The organism is Shinella granuli (genome assembly GCF_004341885.1).
GTDB lineage: Bacteria > Pseudomonadota > Alphaproteobacteria > Rhizobiales > Rhizobiaceae > Shinella > Shinella granuli.
In genome coordinates, this window is sequence record NZ_SLVX01000005.1 from 232,805 (window position 1) to 253,465 (window position 20,661).

The 20,661-nt window shown below is 66.2% G+C and carries 17 protein-coding genes; 3 read left to right on the forward strand and 14 right to left on the reverse strand.

The window, feature by feature from the left end; translation table 11 throughout:
• Nucleotides 1-15 precede the first annotated feature (15 nt).
• The 13 genes from ydiJ to ehuR form a co-directional block, all read right to left on the reverse strand.
• Nucleotides 16-3,066 carry a D-2-hydroxyglutarate dehydrogenase YdiJ gene (gene ydiJ, locus EV665_RS11110; protein ID WP_133034147.1) on the reverse strand — a complete coding sequence of 1,017 codons (3,051 nt, stop codon included), beginning with the start codon at nucleotides 3,064-3,066 and terminating at the stop codon, nucleotides 16-18.
• Nucleotides 3,067-3,112: 46 nt separating this feature from the next.
• Complete coding sequence (locus tag EV665_RS11115) at nucleotides 3,113-4,075, reverse strand: carboxylesterase/lipase family protein (protein ID WP_133034148.1); 963 nt, start codon at nucleotides 4,073-4,075, stop codon at nucleotides 3,113-3,115.
• Complete coding sequence (locus EV665_RS11120) at nucleotides 4,072-4,986, reverse strand: amidohydrolase family protein (protein ID WP_133034149.1); 915 nt, start codon at nucleotides 4,984-4,986, stop codon at nucleotides 4,072-4,074. Before EV665_RS11120 ends, EV665_RS11115 begins: the two co-directional genes overlap by 4 nt.
• A 233-nt stretch (nucleotides 4,987-5,219) precedes the next feature.
• Nucleotides 5,220-6,227: a N(2)-acetyl-L-2,4-diaminobutanoate deacetylase DoeB gene (doeB, locus tag EV665_RS11125; RefSeq protein ID WP_133034150.1), complete on the reverse strand. Its 1,008-nt coding sequence runs from the start codon at nucleotides 6,225-6,227 to the stop codon at nucleotides 5,220-5,222.
• 3 nt (nucleotides 6,228-6,230) lie between these two features.
• Nucleotides 6,231-7,412 (reverse strand): ectoine hydrolase DoeA, encoded by a 1,182-nt coding sequence (gene doeA, locus EV665_RS11130; protein ID WP_133034151.1) that lies wholly within the window; start codon nucleotides 7,410-7,412, stop codon nucleotides 6,231-6,233.
• Nucleotides 7,413-7,446: 34 nt separating this feature from the next.
• Nucleotides 7,447-8,439, reverse strand: a complete 993-nt coding sequence (eutC, locus tag EV665_RS11135; RefSeq protein WP_133034152.1) for an ectoine utilization protein EutC — start codon at nucleotides 8,437-8,439, stop codon at nucleotides 7,447-7,449.
• Nucleotides 8,436-9,443 (reverse strand): hydroxyectoine utilization dehydratase EutB, encoded by a 1,008-nt coding sequence (gene eutB, locus EV665_RS11140; RefSeq protein ID WP_133034153.1) that lies wholly within the window; start codon nucleotides 9,441-9,443, stop codon nucleotides 8,436-8,438. Before eutB ends, eutC begins: the two co-directional genes overlap by 4 nt.
• 3 nt (nucleotides 9,444-9,446) lie before the next feature.
• Nucleotides 9,447-10,223: an ectoine utilization protein EutA gene (eutA, locus tag EV665_RS11145; protein ID WP_133034154.1), complete on the reverse strand. Its 777-nt coding sequence runs from the start codon at nucleotides 10,221-10,223 to the stop codon at nucleotides 9,447-9,449.
• On the reverse strand, nucleotides 10,223-10,885 hold the full coding sequence (ehuD, locus tag EV665_RS11150) for an ectoine/hydroxyectoine ABC transporter permease subunit EhuD (protein WP_064332874.1): 663 nt from the start codon (nucleotides 10,883-10,885) through the stop codon (nucleotides 10,223-10,225). Before ehuD ends, eutA begins: the two co-directional genes overlap by 1 nt.
• Before the next feature lie 2 nt (nucleotides 10,886-10,887).
• Nucleotides 10,888-11,547, reverse strand: a complete 660-nt coding sequence (gene ehuC, locus EV665_RS11155) for an ectoine/hydroxyectoine ABC transporter permease subunit EhuC (protein ID WP_064332873.1) — start codon at nucleotides 11,545-11,547, stop codon at nucleotides 10,888-10,890.
• A 205-nt stretch (nucleotides 11,548-11,752) separates the two neighbouring features.
• Nucleotides 11,753-12,604, reverse strand: a complete 852-nt coding sequence (ehuB, locus tag EV665_RS11160) for an ectoine/hydroxyectoine ABC transporter substrate-binding protein EhuB (protein ID WP_133034155.1) — start codon at nucleotides 12,602-12,604, stop codon at nucleotides 11,753-11,755.
• A gap of 62 nt (nucleotides 12,605-12,666) precedes the next feature.
• Nucleotides 12,667-13,452 (reverse strand): ectoine/hydroxyectoine ABC transporter ATP-binding protein EhuA, encoded by a 786-nt coding sequence (ehuA, locus tag EV665_RS11165; protein ID WP_064332871.1) that lies wholly within the window; start codon nucleotides 13,450-13,452, stop codon nucleotides 12,667-12,669.
• Between the two features lie 122 nt (nucleotides 13,453-13,574).
• Nucleotides 13,575-14,960 carry a MocR-like ectoine utilization transcription factor EhuR gene (gene ehuR, locus EV665_RS11170; RefSeq protein ID WP_064332870.1) on the reverse strand — a complete coding sequence of 462 codons (1,386 nt, stop codon included), beginning with the start codon at nucleotides 14,958-14,960 and terminating at the stop codon, nucleotides 13,575-13,577.
• Between the two features lie 102 nt (nucleotides 14,961-15,062).
• Between ehuR and EV665_RS11175 the strand changes: the two genes are divergently transcribed.
• The 3 genes from EV665_RS11175 to EV665_RS11185 all read left to right on the forward strand — a co-directional run bounded on the left by EV665_RS11175 (nucleotide 15,063) and on the right by EV665_RS11185 (nucleotide 18,751).
• On the forward strand, nucleotides 15,063-15,545 hold the full coding sequence (locus tag EV665_RS11175; protein ID WP_064332869.1) for an Lrp/AsnC family transcriptional regulator: 483 nt from the start codon (nucleotides 15,063-15,065) through the stop codon (nucleotides 15,543-15,545).
• A gap of 131 nt (nucleotides 15,546-15,676) precedes the next feature.
• A complete protein-coding gene (locus tag EV665_RS11180; RefSeq protein ID WP_133034156.1) occupies nucleotides 15,677-17,173 on the forward strand; it encodes an NAD-dependent succinate-semialdehyde dehydrogenase in 1,497 nt (498 codons plus the stop codon).
• Nucleotides 17,174-17,377: 204 nt separating this feature from the next.
• On the forward strand, nucleotides 17,378-18,751 hold the full coding sequence (locus EV665_RS11185; protein WP_133034157.1) for an aspartate aminotransferase family protein: 1,374 nt from the start codon (nucleotides 17,378-17,380) through the stop codon (nucleotides 18,749-18,751).
• Nucleotides 18,752-18,827: 76 nt separating this feature from the next.
• On the opposite strand, the gene EV665_RS11190 is transcribed toward EV665_RS11185, so the two are convergent.
• Nucleotides 18,828-20,627, reverse strand: coding sequence for an NAD(P)/FAD-dependent oxidoreductase (locus EV665_RS11190; protein WP_133034158.1), 1,800 nt, complete (start codon nucleotides 20,625-20,627; stop codon nucleotides 18,828-18,830).
• Nucleotides 20,628-20,661 lie beyond the last annotated feature (34 nt).

Here is a 20,661-nt window from a genome sequence, read left to right on the forward strand (position 1 = left end):
AAAGGAATCGGGATTTCAGGAGGGCGGGACCGTCCGGCCGGCGGCGGCCTCCGGCGCGCCGAACTCGGCCAGCAGCGCCTCGATCGGGTGCTTCAGCCTCACGCCGTCGATGCTCGCGGCCTGCGCCCGACACGAGAAACCGTCGGCAAGCAGGGGCGCCGCACCACGCCGCGCCACCTGAAGTGCCCAGCTCTGGGAATAGATGCGTTCGGACAGTTCCCGATGCTCGGCCTCGTGTCCGAAGGTGCCCGCCATGCCGCAGCATCCGGTCGCCTCGACCGTCAGGTCGAGCCCGCACGACGCGAAGACCGACCGCCACGCCGAGACGGCGGCCGCGGCGGTGCTCCGCTCCGTGCAATGGGGAATGAAGCGGTACGTGCGCCCGCCGGCCCGCTGCGGAAGAAGGTCGGCGCGCACGTTCAGCCATTCCTGGATCAACCGGACCTTCGGCAGCCTCTGCCCGGGCAGTGCCGCCCGATATTCCGAGCGATAGGTGAGCGTCATCGACGGATCGACGCCGATCAACGCCACGCCCGTATCCTCAAGCGCCAGAAGCAGGTCCGCATTCCGCTGCGCGACACGCGCAAACCGCCCCAGGAAACCGTGGACATGCAGAGGCTTGCCATTCTGCCGGAAAGGCGCAAGCCAGGGGCGTATGCCGATGAGCTTGAGAAAATCGACCAGGGCCAGCAGCACCTGCGGATCGTAATATGCGATGAAGGCGTCCGGCACGATGACGACGCTCGAAGCGCGCTCGTCCTTGTCAAGAGCGGACAGGGCCGCGGGCGTCGCGGTCGCCACGGCACGCGCCTTTAGCGCCTTGGCAAGCCGCAGGCGCGGCAACCGGGGCGTGTGGACGAGGCCGATGGCCCGCAGCAGGCCGGATCCCGACGCCGCATTGACGATCCCGGGAAACCGGGCGAGGAAGGGCAACGTCGCTTCGAGGCTCGCCATCACATGATGGCGGAGCGGGCGCAGGTAGCGCCCATGGTAGAGTTCGAGGAACTTGGCCCGGAAGGTCGGCACGTCGACCTTGATCGGGCACTGACCGGAGCAGGACTTGCAGGCGAGACAGCCGGACATGGCCTCGTGGACCTGATGCGAAAAATCCTGCGGATCCCGCCGAAGCGTCGCCAGCAGACGGGCTGCAAAACCGCGCCAGGGCGGCGCCTCCCGCAGCCGTCTCGCCTCCTCGAGCGGATCGACGCCTTGCACGGCCAGCCGGCGGAGCCATTCCCGCATGAGCTGCGCGCGTCCTTTCGGCGAGTGACGCCGCTGCCTCGTCCCCTTCCAGGACGGGCACATGGCCTCATCCGGGTTCCAGGAGAAACACGCGCCGTTCCCGTTGCAATGCAGCGCCTCGTCGAAACCGGCGCGGATCACGGGCGGGATCTGGCGATCGTGCGCGCCCTTCGTGGGCGGACCGTCGATCCGCACGAGCGGCTGGCCGGGCGGCGCGGCGATCTTGCCGGGATTGAACTGGTTTCCCGGATCGAAGATCGTCTTCACCTCCTGGAGCAGCGGGTAAAGGGGACCGAAGACCCGGGGGGAGAATTCCGACCGCATGCCCTTGCCATGTTCGCCCCAGAGCAGCCCGCCGAAGCGGAGCGTCAGCGCCACGACTTCCTCGGTGATTTCCCGGATCAGATGCCCGGCCCCGTCCGACTTCATGTCGATGGCAGGGCGGACATGCAGCACGCCGGCATCCACATGTCCGAACATGCCGTATTCCATACCGCGACGATCCAGCACCGCACGGAATTCAGCGATGTAGTCGGCGAGGTTTTCGGGCGGCACGGCCGTATCCTCGACAAAGGCGATCGGGCGGCTGTCGCCCTTCATGTTGCCCAGAAGGCCGACGGCCTTCTTGCGCATATCCCATAGTCTGTGGACCTGTGGCGCTCCACGAGCGAGGGTATAGCCGCGCCGTCCCATCCGGCCCGGCTCACGATCGAGCTCGGCGGTCAGAAGCGCCAGCGCCGCCTCGACGTCTTCACCGCGCATCCCGACGAATTCGATCAGGTTGACGCCGCGAACGGGATCCGGCCCCGCATCCGGGAAAAACGCCTTCACGTCGTCCCAGACCGGATCGCCTTGCGCGAGTGCCAGCACCTTCGAATCGATGGTCTCGATCGACGCGGGGGCAAACCCCATCAGCGCTTGCGCATCCCGCAACGCCGCATCGAAGCTGTCATAGCGTTGCACCACCAGGGCCTCATGCGTCGGAATCGGCATGAGATTGAGAACCGCTTCTGCCAGGAAGCCGAGCGTTCCCTCCGATCCGCACAGAACCGAATTCAGGTCGAACGCGCCGTCGTCCCGCCGGATATGGGCAAGGTCGTAGCCGGTCAGGCTGCGGTTCAGCTTCGGGAAGCGGGCGGCGATCTCCTCCGCGTTCTCGCGGTGCAACTGCAAGACCCGCCGATGGATCATGCCGGCAAGATCGTCCTGCGTAACGACGCGTTCCAGCGCGGCTTCATCCAGCGGGGCAGAGCGCCAGACGGAGCCATCGCAAAGAACCGTCGTGAGCTCCAGGACATGATCGCGCGTTTTACCGTAGAGGCACGACCCCTGGCCGCAGGCGTCGGTGGAAATCATGCCGCCGATGGTGGCGCGGTTCGACGTCGACAGCTCCGGTGCGAAGAACAGGCCGTAGGGCTTCAGCGCCGCGTTCAGTTGATCCTTGACCACGCCCGTCTGCACCCGCGCAGTGCGTTTGACCGGATCGATCTCAAGAATATGGTTCATGTGGCGGGAAAGGTCGACGACGACCCCGGAACCCAGCGACTGGCCATTCGTCCCGGTGCCGCCGCCGCGCGGCGAGACGACCACGTCGGCAAAGCGCGGATCGCGAAGGACCTTGGCGATCCGCACCAGGTCGTCGCGATCCTGCGGAAAAGCGACGGCCTCGGGCATCACCTGATAGATCGAATTGTCCGTGGCGAGCACCGTCCGGTCGGCGGCGCTCGCCGTCAGGTCTCCGGCAAACCCCCTGGCCTGAAGCTCAGCGAAGAAAGCGGCGTAAAGCGGCAATGGATCGGGCGGGGAAGCGAGGCTCGGGATCATGGCGATAATTCGGTCCCGTACGGCCGGCCGGACGGGACCGTCTGCATCAGGCGGTACGGATCGCCCGATCGATCTGCTCGATCAGATGATGGAAGATCGGGCTTTCGACCTGGTTCTGCTGGCCGTGCATCATGCCCTCGATGATGAGCGGCTTGTCACCTGCGCGGCCCGGATAGGCCTTGTGCAGGCGGATCGACTCCGCGGGCATGTGCAGCGTGTTGTCGGCGCCGTGCACGATGAGAGCCGGCGGGAAGCCGTCGGCGCCCGCAATATCCTTCTCGGGATCGAAGTCCACATATTCCTTGTAGGATTTCGCGGTCACATGGCTGCAGCCGGGCCAGCGGTCGACGCCGCCGACCTCCGTGTAGCCGCCGAGCTGGCGGTCGACATAGTCCTGCGTATCCGGATCGAGCGGATAGTAGCCGAGCCTGGTCGCCTCGGTTCCGGTGTCGAACGGCGGGATCGCCGCATCATCCGCCAGCGCCTTGATCGCGGCGTCCGCGCCCGCCTTGTCGGCACGCAGGTCCTGAAGGGTAGCGATGCGGGTATAGCTCATCGGATTCCAGAACGCGATCTGCTCCTTGCCCTGGCGCGCGAGCGCAACGATGGCGGCGAGACTGGCAAGCGACCCCATGGCCCAGGAGGCCACGGCAGGCATCGCGCCGAAACGTTCCTTCGCCCAGCGAACCGCGGCAAGCACCTCGTCCGTCTGGTCCACGAGGCTGACATTGGTGACAGTGACGCCATCCTTCTGTGCGGTGTTGCGCACATCCTTGTTGGTGAAGAAGCCGGCGACGTCGTAGGTCATCACGCGGTAGCCGCGCCCCGCCAGCGCCCGGCCGAACAGTTGGCCGTACATGGAAACGCCGCCCGTGAAACCGGAATTGAAGACCACCGGCGGGAGGGCCTCGTCCGGAGAGGCCGGGCGAAACACCCTGCCGGCAAGGTCGAGCGTCGCGTCACCGTAGGCGACAGGAAAGGTGATGTCTTCGATGATGATGTCCGTCATGGCTTCGCTTTCTGCTGGACAGGGAAAAGATCGTCCGCGGCCGCACTCAGCAGCCGGCGGGCGGGGATGCCGGTGACGGCGCCTGCGGCCGAGGCGACCGCCTCGCAGAACGCGAACGCCGACATGGTATTGAAATGGCTTGCAAAGCCGAGGCCCTGGCTATCGCCGCCCACATGGGGAGCATCGCTGGCCGACAGAAGCACCCGGTCGGCTCCCACTGCCGCCACGATGGCCGCCACGAAGGGCACGACGGCGCCGACGGTCGTCGAGGTTCGATATCCAGGCCCCTTGAACCATACGTTTCCTCTGCGCCCGGCCTCGTCGAGCAGGGCGCGATAGCTCGGCTCGGCAGCGCCGCGCTCGACATGGCATGTGCCAAGATGATCGATGACGACGCGCACATGGTCCGGAAGCTGACGCAGCACCTTCAGATTCGTCTCCGCCTCCTTGGCATAGACGTGGACATGCTGGTCGGCCCGCAGCCTTGCAAGGAGGGCGGCCCAGGCATCGCCGCGATAGGCCTGATCCGGGATGCTTTCCGGCGGAGCGTCGTGAAGGACGATCCGGATGCCCGCGACCTGGGGATGGGACAGCCGTTCGGCCGTGGCATAGGCGGGATCGGCCTTGATCGTTCCGACCAGCCGGATATCGCCGTAGCGTTCAGGCCATTGTGCCCGGAGCGCCTCCATCTCCTCGAAGGAAGCGAAGACGTTGGAGGAATCGGGAAGAATGCTCAGATGGACGTTGTTGAGGAGCCTTGGGACCGTCCCGGCTTTCGACAGCTCTGCGAGATAGTCGGAAAGCGAGTGAGGAGCCGGCAGCGCATAGGGAAGCTGCCCTGCCACGGCCGCGAGGTCGGAGGCCGTGAAGAAATGGACGTGACCGTCCAAAGACATACTATCCGCAGCCATGCTCTTGCTCCTCCTTGTGTGGAGCAAGATAGCGTCACGGACTTCGGCAACGTCCTGACCAGTCGACAGCTTATATCAAAACTTCGCCATCGGTGCGCAATTTCAAGAGATCCGATGTTTCAAGCCTGCATGGTCAGGACGCGGCTTTTCATCAGGTGATTTCTCGACGGAAACATGCGGTTCACGCCAACCGGGCGCCGCCGCAGATGGTTTGCGGCGGCGATGTCCGGGTTTCAATCGACGATGGCCGCAAGCACGCTGACACAGTCGCCGGGTTTGACGAGGCCGGGGAAGTGGCGGGCAGCGAGGATGCCGTCCATCTTCGCCTTCACCTCCAGCGGCGCCACGCCGGTGCGGCCGACGGGATGGATGCGGGCGACGACGGCCCCGGCCCTGACCTCGTCGCCGAGGTCATGAAGCGGTTCGATGAGCCCGCCGTCCTCGGCGAAGGAGAAGCAGTTGCCGTCGGGCATGTCGAGCCAGGTCGTGTCGGACGCCTCGACCGCACCTTTCAGGATGCCCGCCGCCTTCAGCACGTTCGCTACACCCCGCTTCGCGATGCCGGCGCTTCTCGCCGTCGCCGTGCCGCCGCCGCCGAGTTCCGTGGTGATGAAGACCTTGCCCATTTCCTCGGCCGCCGTGTCGTACATGCCGACCGCGTCGATCTCCAGCATCTTCATCGACCAGGGCGCGCCGAAGGCCCCCACGAGTTCGAACGCCTTCGCCTCCTGCACCTTGTCGGGCAGGATGTGGGCGGCGCAGAAGGGCAGGAAGTCGAGCGTCTTGCCGCCGGAATGGAAGTCGAGCACGATGTCGGCGAGCGGCAGCAGCGTGCGCTGGAAGTAGTCCGCGATCTTCGGCGTGACCGTGCCGTCCGGCGCGCCCGGAAAGCTGCGGTTCATGTTGCCCTTGTCGATCGGCGAGGTGCGCGTGCCGGCCAGGAAGGCCGGATAGTTCATCGCGGGAACGATGATGACGCGCCCCGAGACATCCTCGGCCCTCAGCGAGCGGGCGAGATCGAAGAGCGCGATCGGGCCCTCATATTCGTCGCCGTGGTTGCCGCCGGTGAGGAGCGCCGTCGGGCCCTCCCCGTTCTTGACGACCGTCACCGGGATCATCACCGAGCCCCAGGCGGAATCGTCCCGGCTGTAGGGCAGGCGCAGGAAACCGTGCTGCACACCCTCGGCCGAGAAATCGACCGTGGGGCTGATCGGCGACGGACGGAGCGTGCGGTCCGCCATGGCTCAGTCCTTCACGAGAAGCTTGCGCGGCACATCGGCGAGGCACTCGACGCCGCTCTCGGTGATGAGGATGCTCTCCGTCGTCTCGAAGCCCATATCCTCCAACCAGAGGCCCGTCATGAAGTGGAAGGTCATGCCCGGCTGCAGCTCCGTCCTGTCGCCGGGGCGAAGGCTCATCGTGCGCTCGCCCCAGTCCGGCGGATAGGAAACGCCGATCGGATAGCCCGTGCGGTTGTCCTTGACGATGCCGTATTTCTTGAGGACGCCGAAGAAGGCATTGGCGATGTCCTCGCAGGTATTGCCGGGCTTCGCCACGGCAAGGCCGGCCTCCATGCCCTCCAGCGTCGCCTTCTCCGCATCGATGAAGGCCTGTGTCGGCTTGCCGAGGAAGACAGTACGCGACAGCGGCAGGTGATAGCGGTTGTAGCAGCCGGCGATCTCGAAGAAGGTGCCCTCGCCCGATTTCATCGGCCGGTCGTCCCAGGTGAGATGCGGCGCGGAGGCCTCGACGCCCGAGGGCAGCAGCGGCACGATGGCCGGATAATCGCCGCCGATGCCATCCGTGCCGCGGATGCCGGCGTCGTAGATCTCGGCCACGAGATCGCATTTGCGCATGCCGACCTCGATCCTGTCGAAGATGCGCTGGTGCATCTTTTCCACGATGCGCGCGGCATTGCGCATGTATTTGATTTCCGTCTCGCTCTTCACCGCGCGCTGCCAGTTGACGAGCGCCGTGGCGTCGACGAAGCGGGCATTCGGCAGGTGCTTCTGCAGCGAGGCGAAGGCCGCGGCGGAAAACCAGTAATTGTCCATCTCGACGCCGATGGTCAGCTTGTCGAGGCCGCGCTCGGCAAGCTTGGCCGAGAGATAGTCCATCGGGTGGCGCTCGGTGGACTGCACGTAGTTGTCGGGATAGCCGATGATGTTCTCGTGGCTGAGATAGGCGGTGAACTTCGCCCCGTTGGCATCCTGCCCGCGGCCGTACCAGATCGGCTCGCCCGTCGGCGGCACGACGACGCACTGGTGCACGTAGAAGGACCAGCCGTCATAGCCCGTCAGCCAGTTCATGTTGGAGGGATCGCTGCAGATCAGGACATCGATGCCCTTGGCTTCCATGGCCCTGCGCGTTTTCTCAAGGCGCGCCTCATACTCCGGAAGTGAGAACTTCAGGTTCGCTTGTTTCATCGGTTTTTCCTCTATACCCGGCGAAAAGCCGGTCTCAACTCTCGAAGGCCGTGCCGGCGCCCGTCGCTGCCGCGCGGGCGGCAGCAAGCGTGGCGATGGCCGTATCCTGAATGCCCGTGCCGGTCAGGTCCGCCACGGTGATCTCTTCGGGGCCGCTGCGGCCCGGTTTGCGCCCGGCGATGATCTCGCCGAGTTCGGGGAAGCCCGTGCCCTCCGTCACGAGCCCTGCCGCGATGGCGTGGTGCAGTTCGCCGAGCCGGCGCGTCTGCCTGAGGCTGTCGGCGACATAGAGGCCGGCGCCCGTGATGACGGCCGGCTCGATCTCGTTCTTGTGCTCGGCATCCGAGCCCATGGCGGTGACGTGCTGGCCCGGCTGCAGCCATTCGGCCCTGAGGACCGGCGTTTCGGATGGCGTGGTGGTGACGATGATATCCGCACCATCGACCGCCGCCCGGCCATCGGCCTCGGCGCGGACGGGCAAGCCGAGCTTTGCCGTCAGCTCCAAGGCAGCCGCCTCCGCCTTCTTTCCGTCGCGCGCCCAGAGGCGGGCCTCACGGATCGGCCGGACGAGGCACAAGGCCTCCAGTTGCAGCTTCGCCTGCATGCCGGCGCCGAAGATGGCGGCGACCGCGGCGTCCGGCCGTGAGAGATGCCGGGCCGCGACGGCACCGGCGGCGGCGGTGCGCACATCCGTCAGGTAGCCGTTGTCGAGCAGCACCGCCTCGACGAGGCCGGTCGTCGCCGAGAACAGCACCATCAGGCCGTTGGTGCTCGGCAGGCCGATCTTCGGATTGTCGAAGAAGCCGGGGCTGATCTTGATGGCGAACCCGGAGAGGCCGGGCACATAGGCGGTCTTCACGTCCACCTCGCCGCGGTGCTCGGGAATGTCGAGCCGAAGGATCGGCGGCATGGCGACGGCCCTGGTCGCCAGCGCATGGAAGGCCTCCTCCACGCAGGCGATGGCTTCAAGGTCGAGCGGTACGATGCGCCGCAGCTCCGCTTCCGTCAGTATCTTCATCCGCGTCACGTCCTGTCCTCCGCAAGGGGATCGGCCACGCCGTCAAGGACCCGCTTGTGCAGGCCCATGTCCACGTTCCGGCCGGAAAGGATGACGGCCACCGGGCCATCCAGCCGGCCGAGACGGCCGGAAAGCAGCGCCGCGATGCCGACCGCCGCCGCCCCTTCGATCACCTCGCGCTCCTCGGCATAGGCATGGCGCATGCCGGCCGCGATCTCCGCTTCCGACAGGAGGATCACCTCGTCGAGCAGCGCACGGCACATCGCGAAGGTCACGGCATTGCCGAGGCCGATGCCGCCGCCGAGCGAATCGGCAAGGCTCGCCACCTCCTCGACCGCGACCGGCCGCCCCGCATCGAGGCTCGCCTTCATCGCCGCGCCGCGCTGCATGGTGAGGCCGATGACGCGCGCCTTCGGCAGGCGTCCCTTCACCGCCGCGGCAACGCCCGCCGCCAGCCCGCCGCCGGAGAGCGGCACGAGCACGGTCGCCACATCCGGCATCGCCTCGACGATCTCCAGCCCCAGCGTGCCCTGCCCCGCCACGACCGCCGCATTGTCGAAAGGCGGGACCATGACGAGACCGGCCTCGATGACCAGCCGGTCCACCTCGACCTGCGCCTCGTCCTGCGACCGGCCGACGATGCGCACATCGGCACCGAGCCGGCGGATTTCCGCGACCTTGTTCTCGGGCACGAGCCGCGACATGCAGATCGTCGCGACCGATCCCTCGGCCTTCGCCGCATAGGCAAGCGCCCGCCCATGATTGCCCGTCGAGGCCGCCACGACGCCGCGTGCCCGCTGGTCCGCCGAAAGCGACAGCACGGCATTCGTCGCACCGCGCAGCTTGAAGCTGCCCGTCGTCTGGTGGTGTTCGAGCTTCAGGCCGACCGGCACGCCGCAGCGTTCGGTCAGCGAAGCCGACAGGACGAAGGGCGTGCGCAGCACACGGCCGTCGATGCGTCGGGCAGCCTGTTCGATATCCGCCAATGTCACGGGAAGATCTGTCTTTGTCATGCGTCACCGCCCCGGATAGGCGCGCGTCATCAGCCGGCCGAGCGCCGGCCGAGCCGTTTCGTCGCCGCAAAGGCGCAGGCACGCCCAGGCGGTGGCGAGGTTGCTGGTGACGACCGGCCTGCCGACGGCCGCCTCGATCTGCGCCGCCACGCCCGCCGCGCGCACGGCGGTGCAGGAGATGAAGAGCGCATCGCAATCCGGCGCCGTCGCCTCCTTCGCGAAGGCGACGATCTCTTCCGGGGAAATCCGCGCCATCTCCCGATCATCGGAAAGACCGAGGCAGGTGAATCGGGCGATGTCGAAGCCGAGCGCCAGGAAATAGTCGGCCATCGGCCGGCTGGTTTCGAGCGTATAGGGCGTCAGGACGGAAATCCGCTTCGCGCCGAGCGCCTTCAGGCCGGAAACCGCGGCAGCGGTGGGCGTCACCACGGCAGCGCCCGGCTTTGCCGCCTTGATCGCAGCCGTCACCGCCGCGTCGCCGATGACGACGGAGGCCGAGGTGCAGGAATACGTCACGACATCCAGCGGCTCGTCCGGCAGGATGAGCGCCGCGCCCGCCGTCAGCGAGGGCTGCATGGCGGCGAGGTTCTCCGGCGTCACCGGATTGGCATAGGGGATGCGGGTGGCGTAGACGCCGATCCGCGCGTTCGCCACCATGCGCTGGAAATCCACCTCCGTCGTGTGGTCGGTCGCCAGGATGATCAGGCCGACGCGCTTTTCCAGCGGGCGGTCGTCCAGTTTCGGCGCGCGGGAGGCAAGGCAAAGGTCGAGCGTCCGCATCAACGTTCCTCCACCCGGGCGTAGCGCTCTTCCAGCCAGCGCAGGAAGACGACGGAGATCAGGCTCATGATCAAGAAGAACACGCCGACCAGCGTCATCGGCTCGATATAGCGATAGCTGCTGTTGGCGACGCTCTTCGCCTGGTTCATCAGTTCAAGCACCGTGATGGCTGACAGCAGCGGCGTCTCCTTGAACATGGCGATCAGGTAGTTGGCGAGCGCCGGGATCATCGGCGGGATCGCCTGCGGCAGGATGACGTGGATCCAGGTCTGGCGGCCGGTGAGGTTCGTCGCCTTCGCTGCCTCCCACTGCCCGCGCGGCACGTTCTCGATACCGGCGCGATAGACCTCCGCCGCGTAGGTGCCATAGTGCAGGCCGAGGCCGATGACGCCGGCGAGCAGCGCCGGCAGGCGGATGCCGATATCCGGCAGCACGTAGAAGATGAAATAGAGCTGCACGAGCAGCGGCGTGCCGCGGATGAACTCCACGACGAAACCCGTGGCCCTGGCGATCGGCTTCGGCGCCGTCATGCGCAGGATCGCGAAGACGAGGCCGATGACGGCAGCAACGGCGGCGCCGAGCACGGTCGCCAGCAAGGTGATCTTCAGGCCCTGGAGCAGGGTCGGCATGATCTCCCAGACGAAATTCCAGTCCCATTCCATCGTCAGGTCCTCACACCATCGAGGCCGCGGGTGACGCGCCGTTCCAGCCAGCGCATGGTGGTGGAGATGGCGAGCGCCATCAGGAAATAGAGAACGAGGATGACGGCGAAGGGGATCAGCGTATTGCCGGTCTGCGCGCGCACCACCTGGGCCTGGAAGGTCATGTCGGTGAGCGAGATCAGCGAGACGACGGCCGTGCCCTTCAGAAGCTCGATCGCATTGTTGCAGAAGGTCGGCAGCATCAGCGGCAGCGCCTGCGGCAGGATGACATGGCGCATCGCCTGGCCGCGCGTCAGGTTGAGCGCGATGCAGGCCTCGCGCTGCTCCCGGCCGATCGCCTTGACCGCGCCGCGCACCACCTCCGCCCCGTAGGCCCCGACATTGAGGCCCAGCGCCAGGACGCCCGCCTGCAGCGGCGAGAGCGTCACACCGGCAAAGGGCAGCACGAAATAGACCCAGAAGAGCTGCACGAAGATCGAGGTGCCGCGGAAGAACTCGATATAGGTGGTGGCAAGCGCCCGGACCGTCATGAAACGGCTGACGCGGCCGAGCCCGGCGACGAACGCCATGACGAGGGCGAGCGCCGAGCCCATCACGGTGAGCTGAAGCGTCACCAGCGCGCCTTGCAGGATCAAGCCTATATAGCCGGACCAGTCGGTCATGGTGTGTTCCACGTTAACGTCAACGGAGCGGCGCCCCTCATCCGCCTGCCGGCACCTTCTCCCCGCAAGCGGGGAGAAGGAGGAACAGGAGCCGGCTTCCCGCCCATCAAAGCACGCGATGACGGGAAAGCCTGGCCACCAGCCCCTTCTCCCCGTTTACGGGGAGAAAGTCGCGGCAGCGGGATGAGGGGCAGATTCACCATTCCTACTGCGCCGCGCAGAGCTTTTCGCGCGTCGTCGACATGGCCGCGGCGGCGGAGAAGCCGTAGGGCTCGATGATCTTGGCGAATTCACCGGATTCCTTCAGCTTGGCGAGCTCGACGTCGAAGGCATCGCGCAGCGCCTCGTCGCCCTTGCGGAAGGCCGCACCGTCGCAATAGACCGGGGCGCCCTCGACCGGTGCGACGACCTCGATATTCGGATCGTTCGCCTTGGAGACGAGGTCGTTGATCGACAGGACCGGCAGCGAATAGACGTCGATACGGCCGTCCTGCAGCATCTTCAGGCCGCTCTGGCCGTCCGGCACGACGATGACGCGGTCACGCGGCACGCCGGCTTCGAGCGCCAGCTTCTCTTCCGTGCCGCCGCCCGGCGCGCCGATCTTGGCGTCCGGATTGTCGGCGATGTCCTTGTAGCTCTTGAGGCCGAGCGGATTGCCCTTCTTCAGCGCGAAGGCCTCGGCATCGCACAGGATCGGCTCGGAATAGGCGACGGCGGCGCAACGCTCCGGCTTCATGAAGAGGCCGGCGGTGATGACGTCGTGGCGGCCGGCCTGCAGGCCGGGGATCATCGCGCCATATTCCGAGATCGAGGCGACGATGTCGCCGACGCCGAGGCGCTTGAACACCTCGCGGGCGACATCGGGCGCCGCGCCCGAAACCTTGCCGTCGGCGGCGACCGCCGTGAACGGCGGCTCGTTGGCGATGGCGACGCGGGCAAAGCCCTGCCCCTTCAGTTCCTCCAGCTTGCCGTCGTCGGCCTGGGCCGGCATGGCGGCGGCGATTGCCATCAGCGCGCTTGCGCCGGCGGCCATGGTCAAAAACGTCCTGATCTTCATCGTTCCGAACTCCTCTGGCTGTCCTTGGTTCTTGCTTGGGGCATGTCTCCGAGGAAAAACCCTCAGACGCGGTGCCCTGCCGCGATGATCTTGCGCAGGAAGGTCTGCGTGCGTTCCTGCCTGGGATTGCGGAAAATCTCGTCCGGCTTGCCCTCCTCGACGATCTTGCCGCGATCGAAGAAGAGGATGCGGTCGGCGAAATCGTGGGCGAAGCCCATCTCGTGGGTGACGAGCAGCATGGTCATGTCGGTCTCGGAGGCGAGCTTGCGCATGACGTTCAGCACCTCCTCGACCAGTTCCGGGTCGAGCGCCGAGGTCACCTCGTCGAACAGCATGATCTTCGGCGAGAGCGCGAGGGCGCGGGCGATGGCGACACGCTGCTTCTGTCCGCCGGACAGCTGGGCGGGCATGTTCCTCGCCTTGTCGGCAAGGCCCACCATGTCGAGAAGCTCCATCGCCCGCTTCTCGGCCGCGGCCTTCGCCACGCCCTTGGTCAGCATCGGCGCCAGCGTGACATTGTCGAGCACGCATTTGTGCGGGAAGAGATTGAAGTGCTGGAAGACCATGCCGATCTTCTCGCGCATCCTGTGCAGGTGGCGATCGTCCGCCGGCACGAGGCCGCCGTTCTTCGGCATGTGGTAGAGCTGGTCGCCGTCGACCTCGATATGGCCGTCGCTGATCGTCTCCAGCGTCATCAGGATGCGCAGGATCGTCGTCTTGCCGGAGCCGGAGGGGCCGATGAGGGCGAGCTTCTCGCCCGGCAGCACCTCCATCGACAACCCGTCGAGCACGGTCAAGGGACCGTAACGCTTCACGATATTGTCGATGCGGATGATGGGTGCGGCCATGCATGTCTCTCCCTGTCGAGACCGTGATGGCCTAACGATGCGCGGCGATCTAAATCATGTCAATGTAGATAATAATCTCATGACAATTATTGTTTCGACGCCCATTTGGCAGGCATCCGCACTCAAATCGCGAGCAGCAGCGCCTCCGGGTTCCCGCTGGCCAGCGAAGCCAGAATGCCAAGGCCCGTGCGAAGTTCCTGCTCCGTCGTCGAGCCGAGGGAGATGCGCACCGCCGGCTGCCAGCCCTGGTCGGCGGTGCGGAAGGAGGAGCCGGGCGCGATGGCGACGCCGCGCAGGCGGGCCTGCGAGACGAAGCCCTCCTCGGTGTGCCCTTCCGGCAGCGGCAGCCAGACATGCAGGCTCTGCGGATGCGAGCGATAGGGCAGGCCCGCGAAGATCTCCTCCGCGATGGCGTGGCGCGCCGCCAGCGCCCGGCGCTGCCAGGTGACGAGCTCCATCGCCGTGCCGTCGCCGACCCAGCGCGTGGCGATCTCGGCGATCGAGGGCGTCGCCATCCAGCTCGAGACGAGATGCCTGTTGGCGACGGCCGCGACATAGCGGTCGGGCGCGGCGAGATAGCCGATGCGCAGGCCCGGCACCGTGATCTTGGTGAAACTCGTCACGTAGAGCGTGCGCTCCGGCGCATAGGCGGCGAGCGGCGGCGCCCTTTCCTCGACGAGCGGCCCCAGAATGTCGTTCTCGATGATCGCGATGTCGTGGCGCCGCGCCACCTCGGCCAGCGCCTGCCGGCGCTCTCCGCTCATCAGCGTCGCGGTCGGGTTGATGACGGATGGCTGCAGGAACACGGCGCGGATGACGCCCTTGCGGCAGGCCTCGTCCAGCGCCTCGGGGATCATGCCGTCGCGGTCGATCGGCAGGCCTTCGAGATGGAGGCCAAGATAGGTGGAGAGCGGCACCAGCGTGTGGTGGCTGATCGCCTCCGTGGCGACGGTCGCGCCGGGCGGGGCGACGCTCATCAGCGCCACCGTCATGCCCGACGTCGCGCCATTGGTGAGGCTGATGTTGAGCGGCGAAATGTCGAGCCCGCAGCGCGCCAGCCATTCGGCCGCGACGGCCCGGTGGCGCGGGAAAACCATGTTGGGGCGGAAGGACAGCGCCGAGCTCGACGGCAGGTTTTCCGCAAGCCACCCGAAGGCCTCGCGCATGCGCTCCAGGTGGATCTGCTCGCAGACGGGCTTCAGGATCGACAGGTCGACCAGCTCGCCGAGCCGCTCGGGCAGATAGGGCGGCTCCGGCTCCTTCGGCCGCGTCTGCACGAAGGAACCGCGGCCGATCTCGCCGGAAATCAGGCCGCGGCGGATCAGTTCGTCATAGGCGCGGCTGACGGTCTGCACGGAAAGTTTCAGGTCGTCGGCAAGCTTGCGGTGTGGCAGAAGGCGTGTACCGTTGGGCAGCAGTCCTTCCTGGATGGCGCGGGCGATCTGCTCGGCGAGAGAAAGGTAGGCCGGCCGGCGCAATTGGGATATATCGGGTCGCCAATTTGTCATGATTTCAACAGTGCTCAAATTCAGTTCAATTGACAACGCCAAAATGCCTTTCCATGGTCTTTTTCTCGGCTTTGACATGATATCCGCCCGGAGGGCGACCGCATGAAACTCGACGCCATCGACCTGCGCATCCTGGAGGCGATCCAGGAGAACGGGCGCATCACCAAGCTGGCGCTGGCGGAAAAGGCGGGCCTTTCCCCGACGCCCTGCTGGCTGCGGCTGCGCAAGCTGGAAAAGGCGGGCATCGTCACGGGCTATCACGCGCGCGTCGCGGTGCGGCGCCTGGCACCGGTCGCCAGCGTCATGATGGAGGTGACACTCGCCAACCACCGGCAGGCCGATTTCGACCGCTTCGAGCGTGCGGTGGCGGCAACGCCGGAGATCGTCGCCTGCTGGTCGGTCGGCGGCGGCGTCGATTACATCCTGAAGATCATGGCCCCCGACATCGACGCCTACCAGCGGCTGGTGGACGACCTGCTCGACCGCGAACTCGGCATCGACCGCTACTTCACCTACATTGTCACCAAGACGGTGAAGGAGGAGACCGCGCTGCCGCTGACGACGCTGCTGCCGGCCCCGGACTGATATCGACGTAGAGAGATTGTCTATGGCCGGCGGCCGGTTTGGCCAAAGTCTCTGCGGCCGAGCCCGGCAATAGACAATCTGTCGCCGCGCCTCTGGCAGACTCACCGTCGACACAGCCAGAGGAGGCCGACATGACCGCCCTATTCGCCCGGACCGTTTTTCACGAAGCGCTCGCCCGCCTGAGCGATCCTCACCTGCTGCGCGAACTCTCCTATGTCGGCGGCCGCTGGGTGGCCGGCCACAACGGTGACAGCTTCGCCGTGACGGACCCCGCCTCCGGCGCGACGCTCGCCTGGGTCGCCGCGCTCGATGCCGGCCAGACGACGGAAGCGGTCTCGGCCGCCGCGCAGGCCTTTCCCGCCTGGCGGGACCTGCTGCCGCAGCAGCGCGCCGCGATCCTGCGCAAATGGCACGGGCTGATCCTCGAAGCGCGCGAGGATCTCGCGCTGCTGATGACGCTGGAACAGGGCAAGCCGCTCGCCGAATCCCGCGGCGAGATCGACTATGCCGCCTCCTTCATCGAGTGGTATGCCGAGGAGGGCAAGCGCCTCAATGCCGAGAGCGTGACGAGCCACCTGCCCGGCGCCGAGATGATCGTGCGCCGCGAGGCGCTCGGCGTCGTCGGCATCGTGACGCCGTGGAACTTCCCCTCCGCCATGATTACCCGCAAGGCCGCCGCCGCGCTTGCCGCCGGCTGCACCGTGGTCGCCCATCCCTCCAGCGAAACGCCGCTTTCCGCCCTCGCGCTTGCCGAACTCGGCGAGCGGGCCGGCCTTCCGGCAGGCGTCTTCAACGTCGTGACGGGCGATGCCGCCACCATCGTCGGCTGCATGAACGCCGACGCCCGCGTGCGCGCCATGAGCTTCACCGGCTCGACGGAGATCGGCAAGCTGATCGCCGGCCAGTGCGCGCCGACCATGAAGCGCCTCGTCATGGAGCTCGGCGGCCATGCACCGCTGATCGTCTTTGCCGACGCCGATATCGAGAAGGCGGCCGACATCGCCGTCAACGCCAAGTTCGCCACATCGGGGCAGGATTGCCTTGCCGCCAACCGCATCTATGTCGAGCGCCCCGTCCTTGCCGCCTTCACCAAGGCCTTCAAATCGCGCATCGCGACGCTGAAGGTCGGCGCCGGGCTGGACGCGGATGTCGAGATCGGCCCGCTGATGCACGAGCGCGCCATCGCCAAGGCGGAGGAGCAGGTGGCCGACGCCGTCAAACACGGCGCGAAGGTCCTCACCGGCGGCAGGCGCCACAAGGCCGGCCCGCTGTTCTACGAACCGACGCTTCTGACCGAGGTTTCCGACGATGCGCTGATCATGCGCGAGGAGACCTTCGGCCCCGTCGCCGCCGTCACGGCCTTCGACAGCGAGGCGGAGGTGATCGCCCGCGCCAACGACACCGAATACGGCCTCGTCGCCTATGTCGTCACCGAAAACGGCGCACGCCAGATGCGGCTTGCCCGCGCGCTGGAATACGGCATGGTGGCGGTCAACCGCGTGAAGATCACCGGCGGGCCGATCCCCTTCGGCGGCTGGAAACAATCTGGCCTCGGCCGCGAGGGCTCGCGCCACGGCATGGAGGCCTTCACGGAACTGAAATATCTCTGCATCGACACGGCTGCTTGAGCGCGGCATCAACCTCTCCACCGTCATCCTCGGGCTTGACCCGAGGATCCACAACCCAGGCGGCACGCCTTGAATTCGTGGCATGGATCCTCGGGTCAAGCCCGAGGATGACGGTGGAGAGGTAGGCATCGAGGATCACAACGGGAAGAGTGTACGACCGCGATCCAGAATTCTAAAAACAACCGACTTCGAAAGGAAAAGACCATGCTCGACCGACGCAACGAACTCACCGCCTGGGACCGCGACCACTTCTTCCATCCCTCCACCCATATGGGCATGCACGCCCGCGGCGAGACGCCGACGCGCGTGATCGGCGGCGGCGAAGGCGTCTACATCACCGACACGAACGGCAAGACGAGCCTCGACGCCTTTGCCGGCCTCTATTGCGTCAATGTCGGCTACGGCCGCACGAAGATCGCCGACGCGATTGCAGAGCAGGCGAAGAACCTCGCCTACTACCACGCCTATGTCGGCCACGGCACGGAAGCCTCGATCACGCTTTCCAAGATGATCATCGACCGCGCGCCCGAGGGCATGAGCCGCGTCTATTTCGGGCTTTCCGGCTCGGATGCCAACGAGACGAACATCAAGCTCGTCTGGTACTACAACAACATCCTCGGCCGGCCGGAGAAGAAGAAGATCATCTCGCGCTGGCGCGGCTATCACGGCTCCGGCGTCATGACCGGCTCGCTGACCGGCCTTCACCTCTTCCACAATGCCTTCGACCTGCCGCGCGCGCCGATCCTGCACACGGAGGCCCCCTACTTCTTCCGTCGTCCGGACCGGTCGATGGACGAGGAACAGTTCGCGCAATATTGCGCCGACAAGCTGGAGGAGATGATCCTTGCCGAGGGGCCGGACACCGTCGCCGCCTTCATCGGCGAACCGATCCTCGGCACCGGCGGCATCGTGCCGCCGCCGAAGGGTTACTGGCAGAAGATCCAGGCCGTGCTCGACAAGTACGACATCCTGCTGATCGCCGACGAGGTCGTCACCGGCTTCGGCCGCCTCGGCACGATGTTCGGCTCCGACCACTACGGCATGAAGCCCGCCCTCATCACCATCGCCAAGGGCCTCACCTCCGCCTATGCGCCTCTGTCAGGCACCATCGTCTCGGACAAGGTCTGGGAGGCGCTGGTGAAGGGCTCGGATGAACTCGGCCCCATCGGCCACGGCTGGACCTATTCCTCGCACCCGATCTGCGCCGCCGCCGGCGTCGCCAATCTGGAACTCATCGACGAGCTCGGCCTCGTGGAAAATGCCGGCTCCACCGGCGCCTATTTCCGCAGCGAACTCGCCAAGGCCGTCGGCGACCACAAGCATGTCGGCGAGGTGCGCGGCGACGGCCTGATGGCGGCGGTCGAATTCGTCGAGGACAAGGACGACCGCGCCTTCTTCGATCCGGGCAGGAAGATCGGCCCGCAGGTCTCCGCCGCCCTTCTGGAACGCGGCGTCATCGGCCGTGCCATGCCGCAGGGCGATATTCTGGGCTTCGCCCCGCCGCTGTGCCTGACGAGGGAAGAAGCGGATATCGTCGTGAAGGCGACGGCCGATGCGGTGAAGGCGGTTCTCGGCTGAGCCGGCCGGCAATCCATATCGGCACGAACCCATCGAGGGCGGGTGGCGCAACGCCGCCCGCCCTCGGCGCGCCGGCCTACTTCCGGTGATGCACCGGTTGGAGGGCGTAGACCGGCGTCGGGATGCCTTCCATGCGCGCCTTGAGCTGCAGGGCGAGATATTGCGAATAGTAGCGCGACTGATGCAGGTTGCCGCCATGGAACCACAGCGCCTCCTGCTGCGTCGGCTTCCACATGTTGCGCTGCTCACCCTCCCAGGGACCCGGATCCTTCGGCGTATCCGAACCGAGACCCCAGACCTTGCCGACCTTGTCGGCGGTCTCCTGGTCGATGAGATCGGCGACCCAGCCGTTCATCGAACCGTAGCCCGTCGCATAGACGATGACGTCGGCAGGGATTTCCTTGCCATCGGAAAGCCTGATGGCGTTTTCCGTGATCTCCTCCACCTGACCCGCGGCAAGCTTCACCTTGCCGTCGATGATCAGTTGCGAGGCGCCGATGTCGATATAGTAGCCGGAGCCGCGGCGCAGGTACTTCATGAAGAGGCCCGAGCCGTCCGCGCCCCAGTCGAGCTGGAACCCAGCCTTTTCCAGCGCCGCGTAGAAATCGGCGTCGCGCTCGCGCATCTTGTCGTAGAGCGGGATCTGGAACTCGTGCATGATCCGGTAGGGCAGCGAGGCGAAGATGAGATCGGCTTTCGCCGTCGTCACGCCGTTCGCCAGCGCCTGCTCCGAATAGAGCGAACCGAGGCCGATATCCATCAGCGTGTCGGAGCGCACGATATGGGTCGTCGAGCGCTGGATCATGGTGACGTCGACGCCGGCCTCGTAGAGCGCGGCGCAGATGTCATGCGCCGAATTGTTCGAGCCGATGACCACGACCTTCCTGCCCTTGTAACCGTCCGGACCGGGATGCTGCGAGGAATGGTGCTGCTCGCCCTTGAACCGCTCGCGACCCTTGAAATCCGGGATGTTCGCCTTGCCGGACATGCCGGTCGCAAAGACCAGTTGCTTCGGCCGCAGCACCACCTCCTCGCCGTCGCGGTCGACGACGACGGTCCATTCCCTGGCGGCCTCGTCCCATTTGGCGGATTTGGCGGCGGAGCGCGTCCAGTAGTTCAGCTCCATGACCTTGGTGTAGAATTCCAGCCAGTCGCCGATCTTGTCCTTCGGCGCGAAGACCGGCCAGTTCTTCGGGAAATCGATATAGGGCAGGTGGTCGTACCAGACGGGATCGTGCAGGCAGAGCGACTTGTAGCGCTTGCGCCAGCTATCGCCGGGCCGGTCGTTCTTTTCCAGGATGATCGTCGGCACGCCGAGCTGGCGCAGCCGCGCGCCGAGCGCGATGCCGCCCTGCCCGCCGCCGATGATGACGGTATAGGGCTGCTTCTCATAGCCGAGCGTGCGTTCCTCCTCCTCGCGCTCCTCCTTCCAGGTCTTGGCGCCGACATTCTGGCCATGCCTGGCGCCGAGCGGGCGGGTGAAGCCGGATTTCTCCTCGTGGCCCTTCAGTTCGGACAGCACCGTCAGCAGCGTCCAGATAAGGCCGTTCTTGAAGCGCACGAGGCCATAACCGCGCCCGACCTCCGTCTCGAACGAGATCCAGCTTTCCAGAACGCCATCCGCCTCCGTCGCCTCCTCGCCGTCGGCGACGCGCCAGTTGGAAGGCCTGGCGGTGGAAAGCTGGGATTGCAGCATGTCGCGCACCTGATCGCGCCCCTCGACGGTCTTGAGGTTCCAGGTGAAGGCGACGAGGTCGCGCCAGTAGCATTCCTCGGCGAAGAGGGCGACGGCATCGTCGATCCGGCCGGCTTCAAGGGCCGCGCCGAACGTATCGAGAAGCGTCTGGACGCGGGTGGTGGGGGTTTTGTCGAGCATATGTTTCTCCTCCTGCTCAGGTGAAAGACGGGAC

Bases quoted from the DNA above. Each gene is read 5' to 3' on its own strand.
- ehuB (WP_133034155.1), bottom strand. From the start codon at position 12,604: ATGAAGATCAGGACGTTTTTGACCATGGCCGCCGGCGCAAGCGCGCTG.
- EV665_RS11180 (WP_133034156.1), top strand. From the start codon at position 15,677: ATGACCGCCCTATTCGCCCGGACCGTTTTTCACGAAGCGCTCGCCCGC.
- doeB (WP_133034150.1), bottom strand. From the start codon at position 6,227: ATGGCGGACCGCACGCTCCGTCCGTCGCCGATCAGCCCCACGGTCGAT.
- EV665_RS11185 (WP_133034157.1), top strand. From the start codon at position 17,378: ATGCTCGACCGACGCAACGAACTCACCGCCTGGGACCGCGACCACTTC.
- ydiJ (WP_133034147.1), bottom strand. From the start codon at position 3,066: ATGATCCCGAGCCTCGCTTCCCCGCCCGATCCATTGCCGCTTTACGCC.
- eutB (WP_133034153.1), bottom strand. From the start codon at position 9,443: ATGACAAAGACAGATCTTCCCGTGACATTGGCGGATATCGAACAGGCT.
- doeA (WP_133034151.1), bottom strand. From the start codon at position 7,412: ATGAAACAAGCGAACCTGAAGTTCTCACTTCCGGAGTATGAGGCGCGC.
- eutA (WP_133034154.1), bottom strand. From the start codon at position 10,223: ATGCGGACGCTCGACCTTTGCCTTGCCTCCCGCGCGCCGAAACTGGAC.
- ehuC (WP_064332873.1), bottom strand. From the start codon at position 11,547: ATGACCGACTGGTCCGGCTATATAGGCTTGATCCTGCAAGGCGCGCTG.
- EV665_RS11190 (WP_133034158.1), bottom strand. From the start codon at position 20,627: ATGCTCGACAAAACCCCCACCACCCGCGTCCAGACGCTTCTCGATACG.
- ehuA (WP_064332871.1), bottom strand. From the start codon at position 13,452: ATGGCCGCACCCATCATCCGCATCGACAATATCGTGAAGCGTTACGGT.
- EV665_RS11115 (WP_133034148.1), bottom strand. From the start codon at position 4,075: ATGACGGACATCATCATCGAAGACATCACCTTTCCTGTCGCCTACGGT.
- ehuD (WP_064332874.1), bottom strand. From the start codon at position 10,885: ATGGAATGGGACTGGAATTTCGTCTGGGAGATCATGCCGACCCTGCTC.
- EV665_RS11120 (WP_133034149.1), bottom strand. From the start codon at position 4,986: ATGGCTGCGGATAGTATGTCTTTGGACGGTCACGTCCATTTCTTCACG.
- ehuR (WP_064332870.1), bottom strand. From the start codon at position 14,960: ATGACAAATTGGCGACCCGATATATCCCAATTGCGCCGGCCGGCCTAC.
- EV665_RS11175 (WP_064332869.1), top strand. From the start codon at position 15,063: ATGAAACTCGACGCCATCGACCTGCGCATCCTGGAGGCGATCCAGGAG.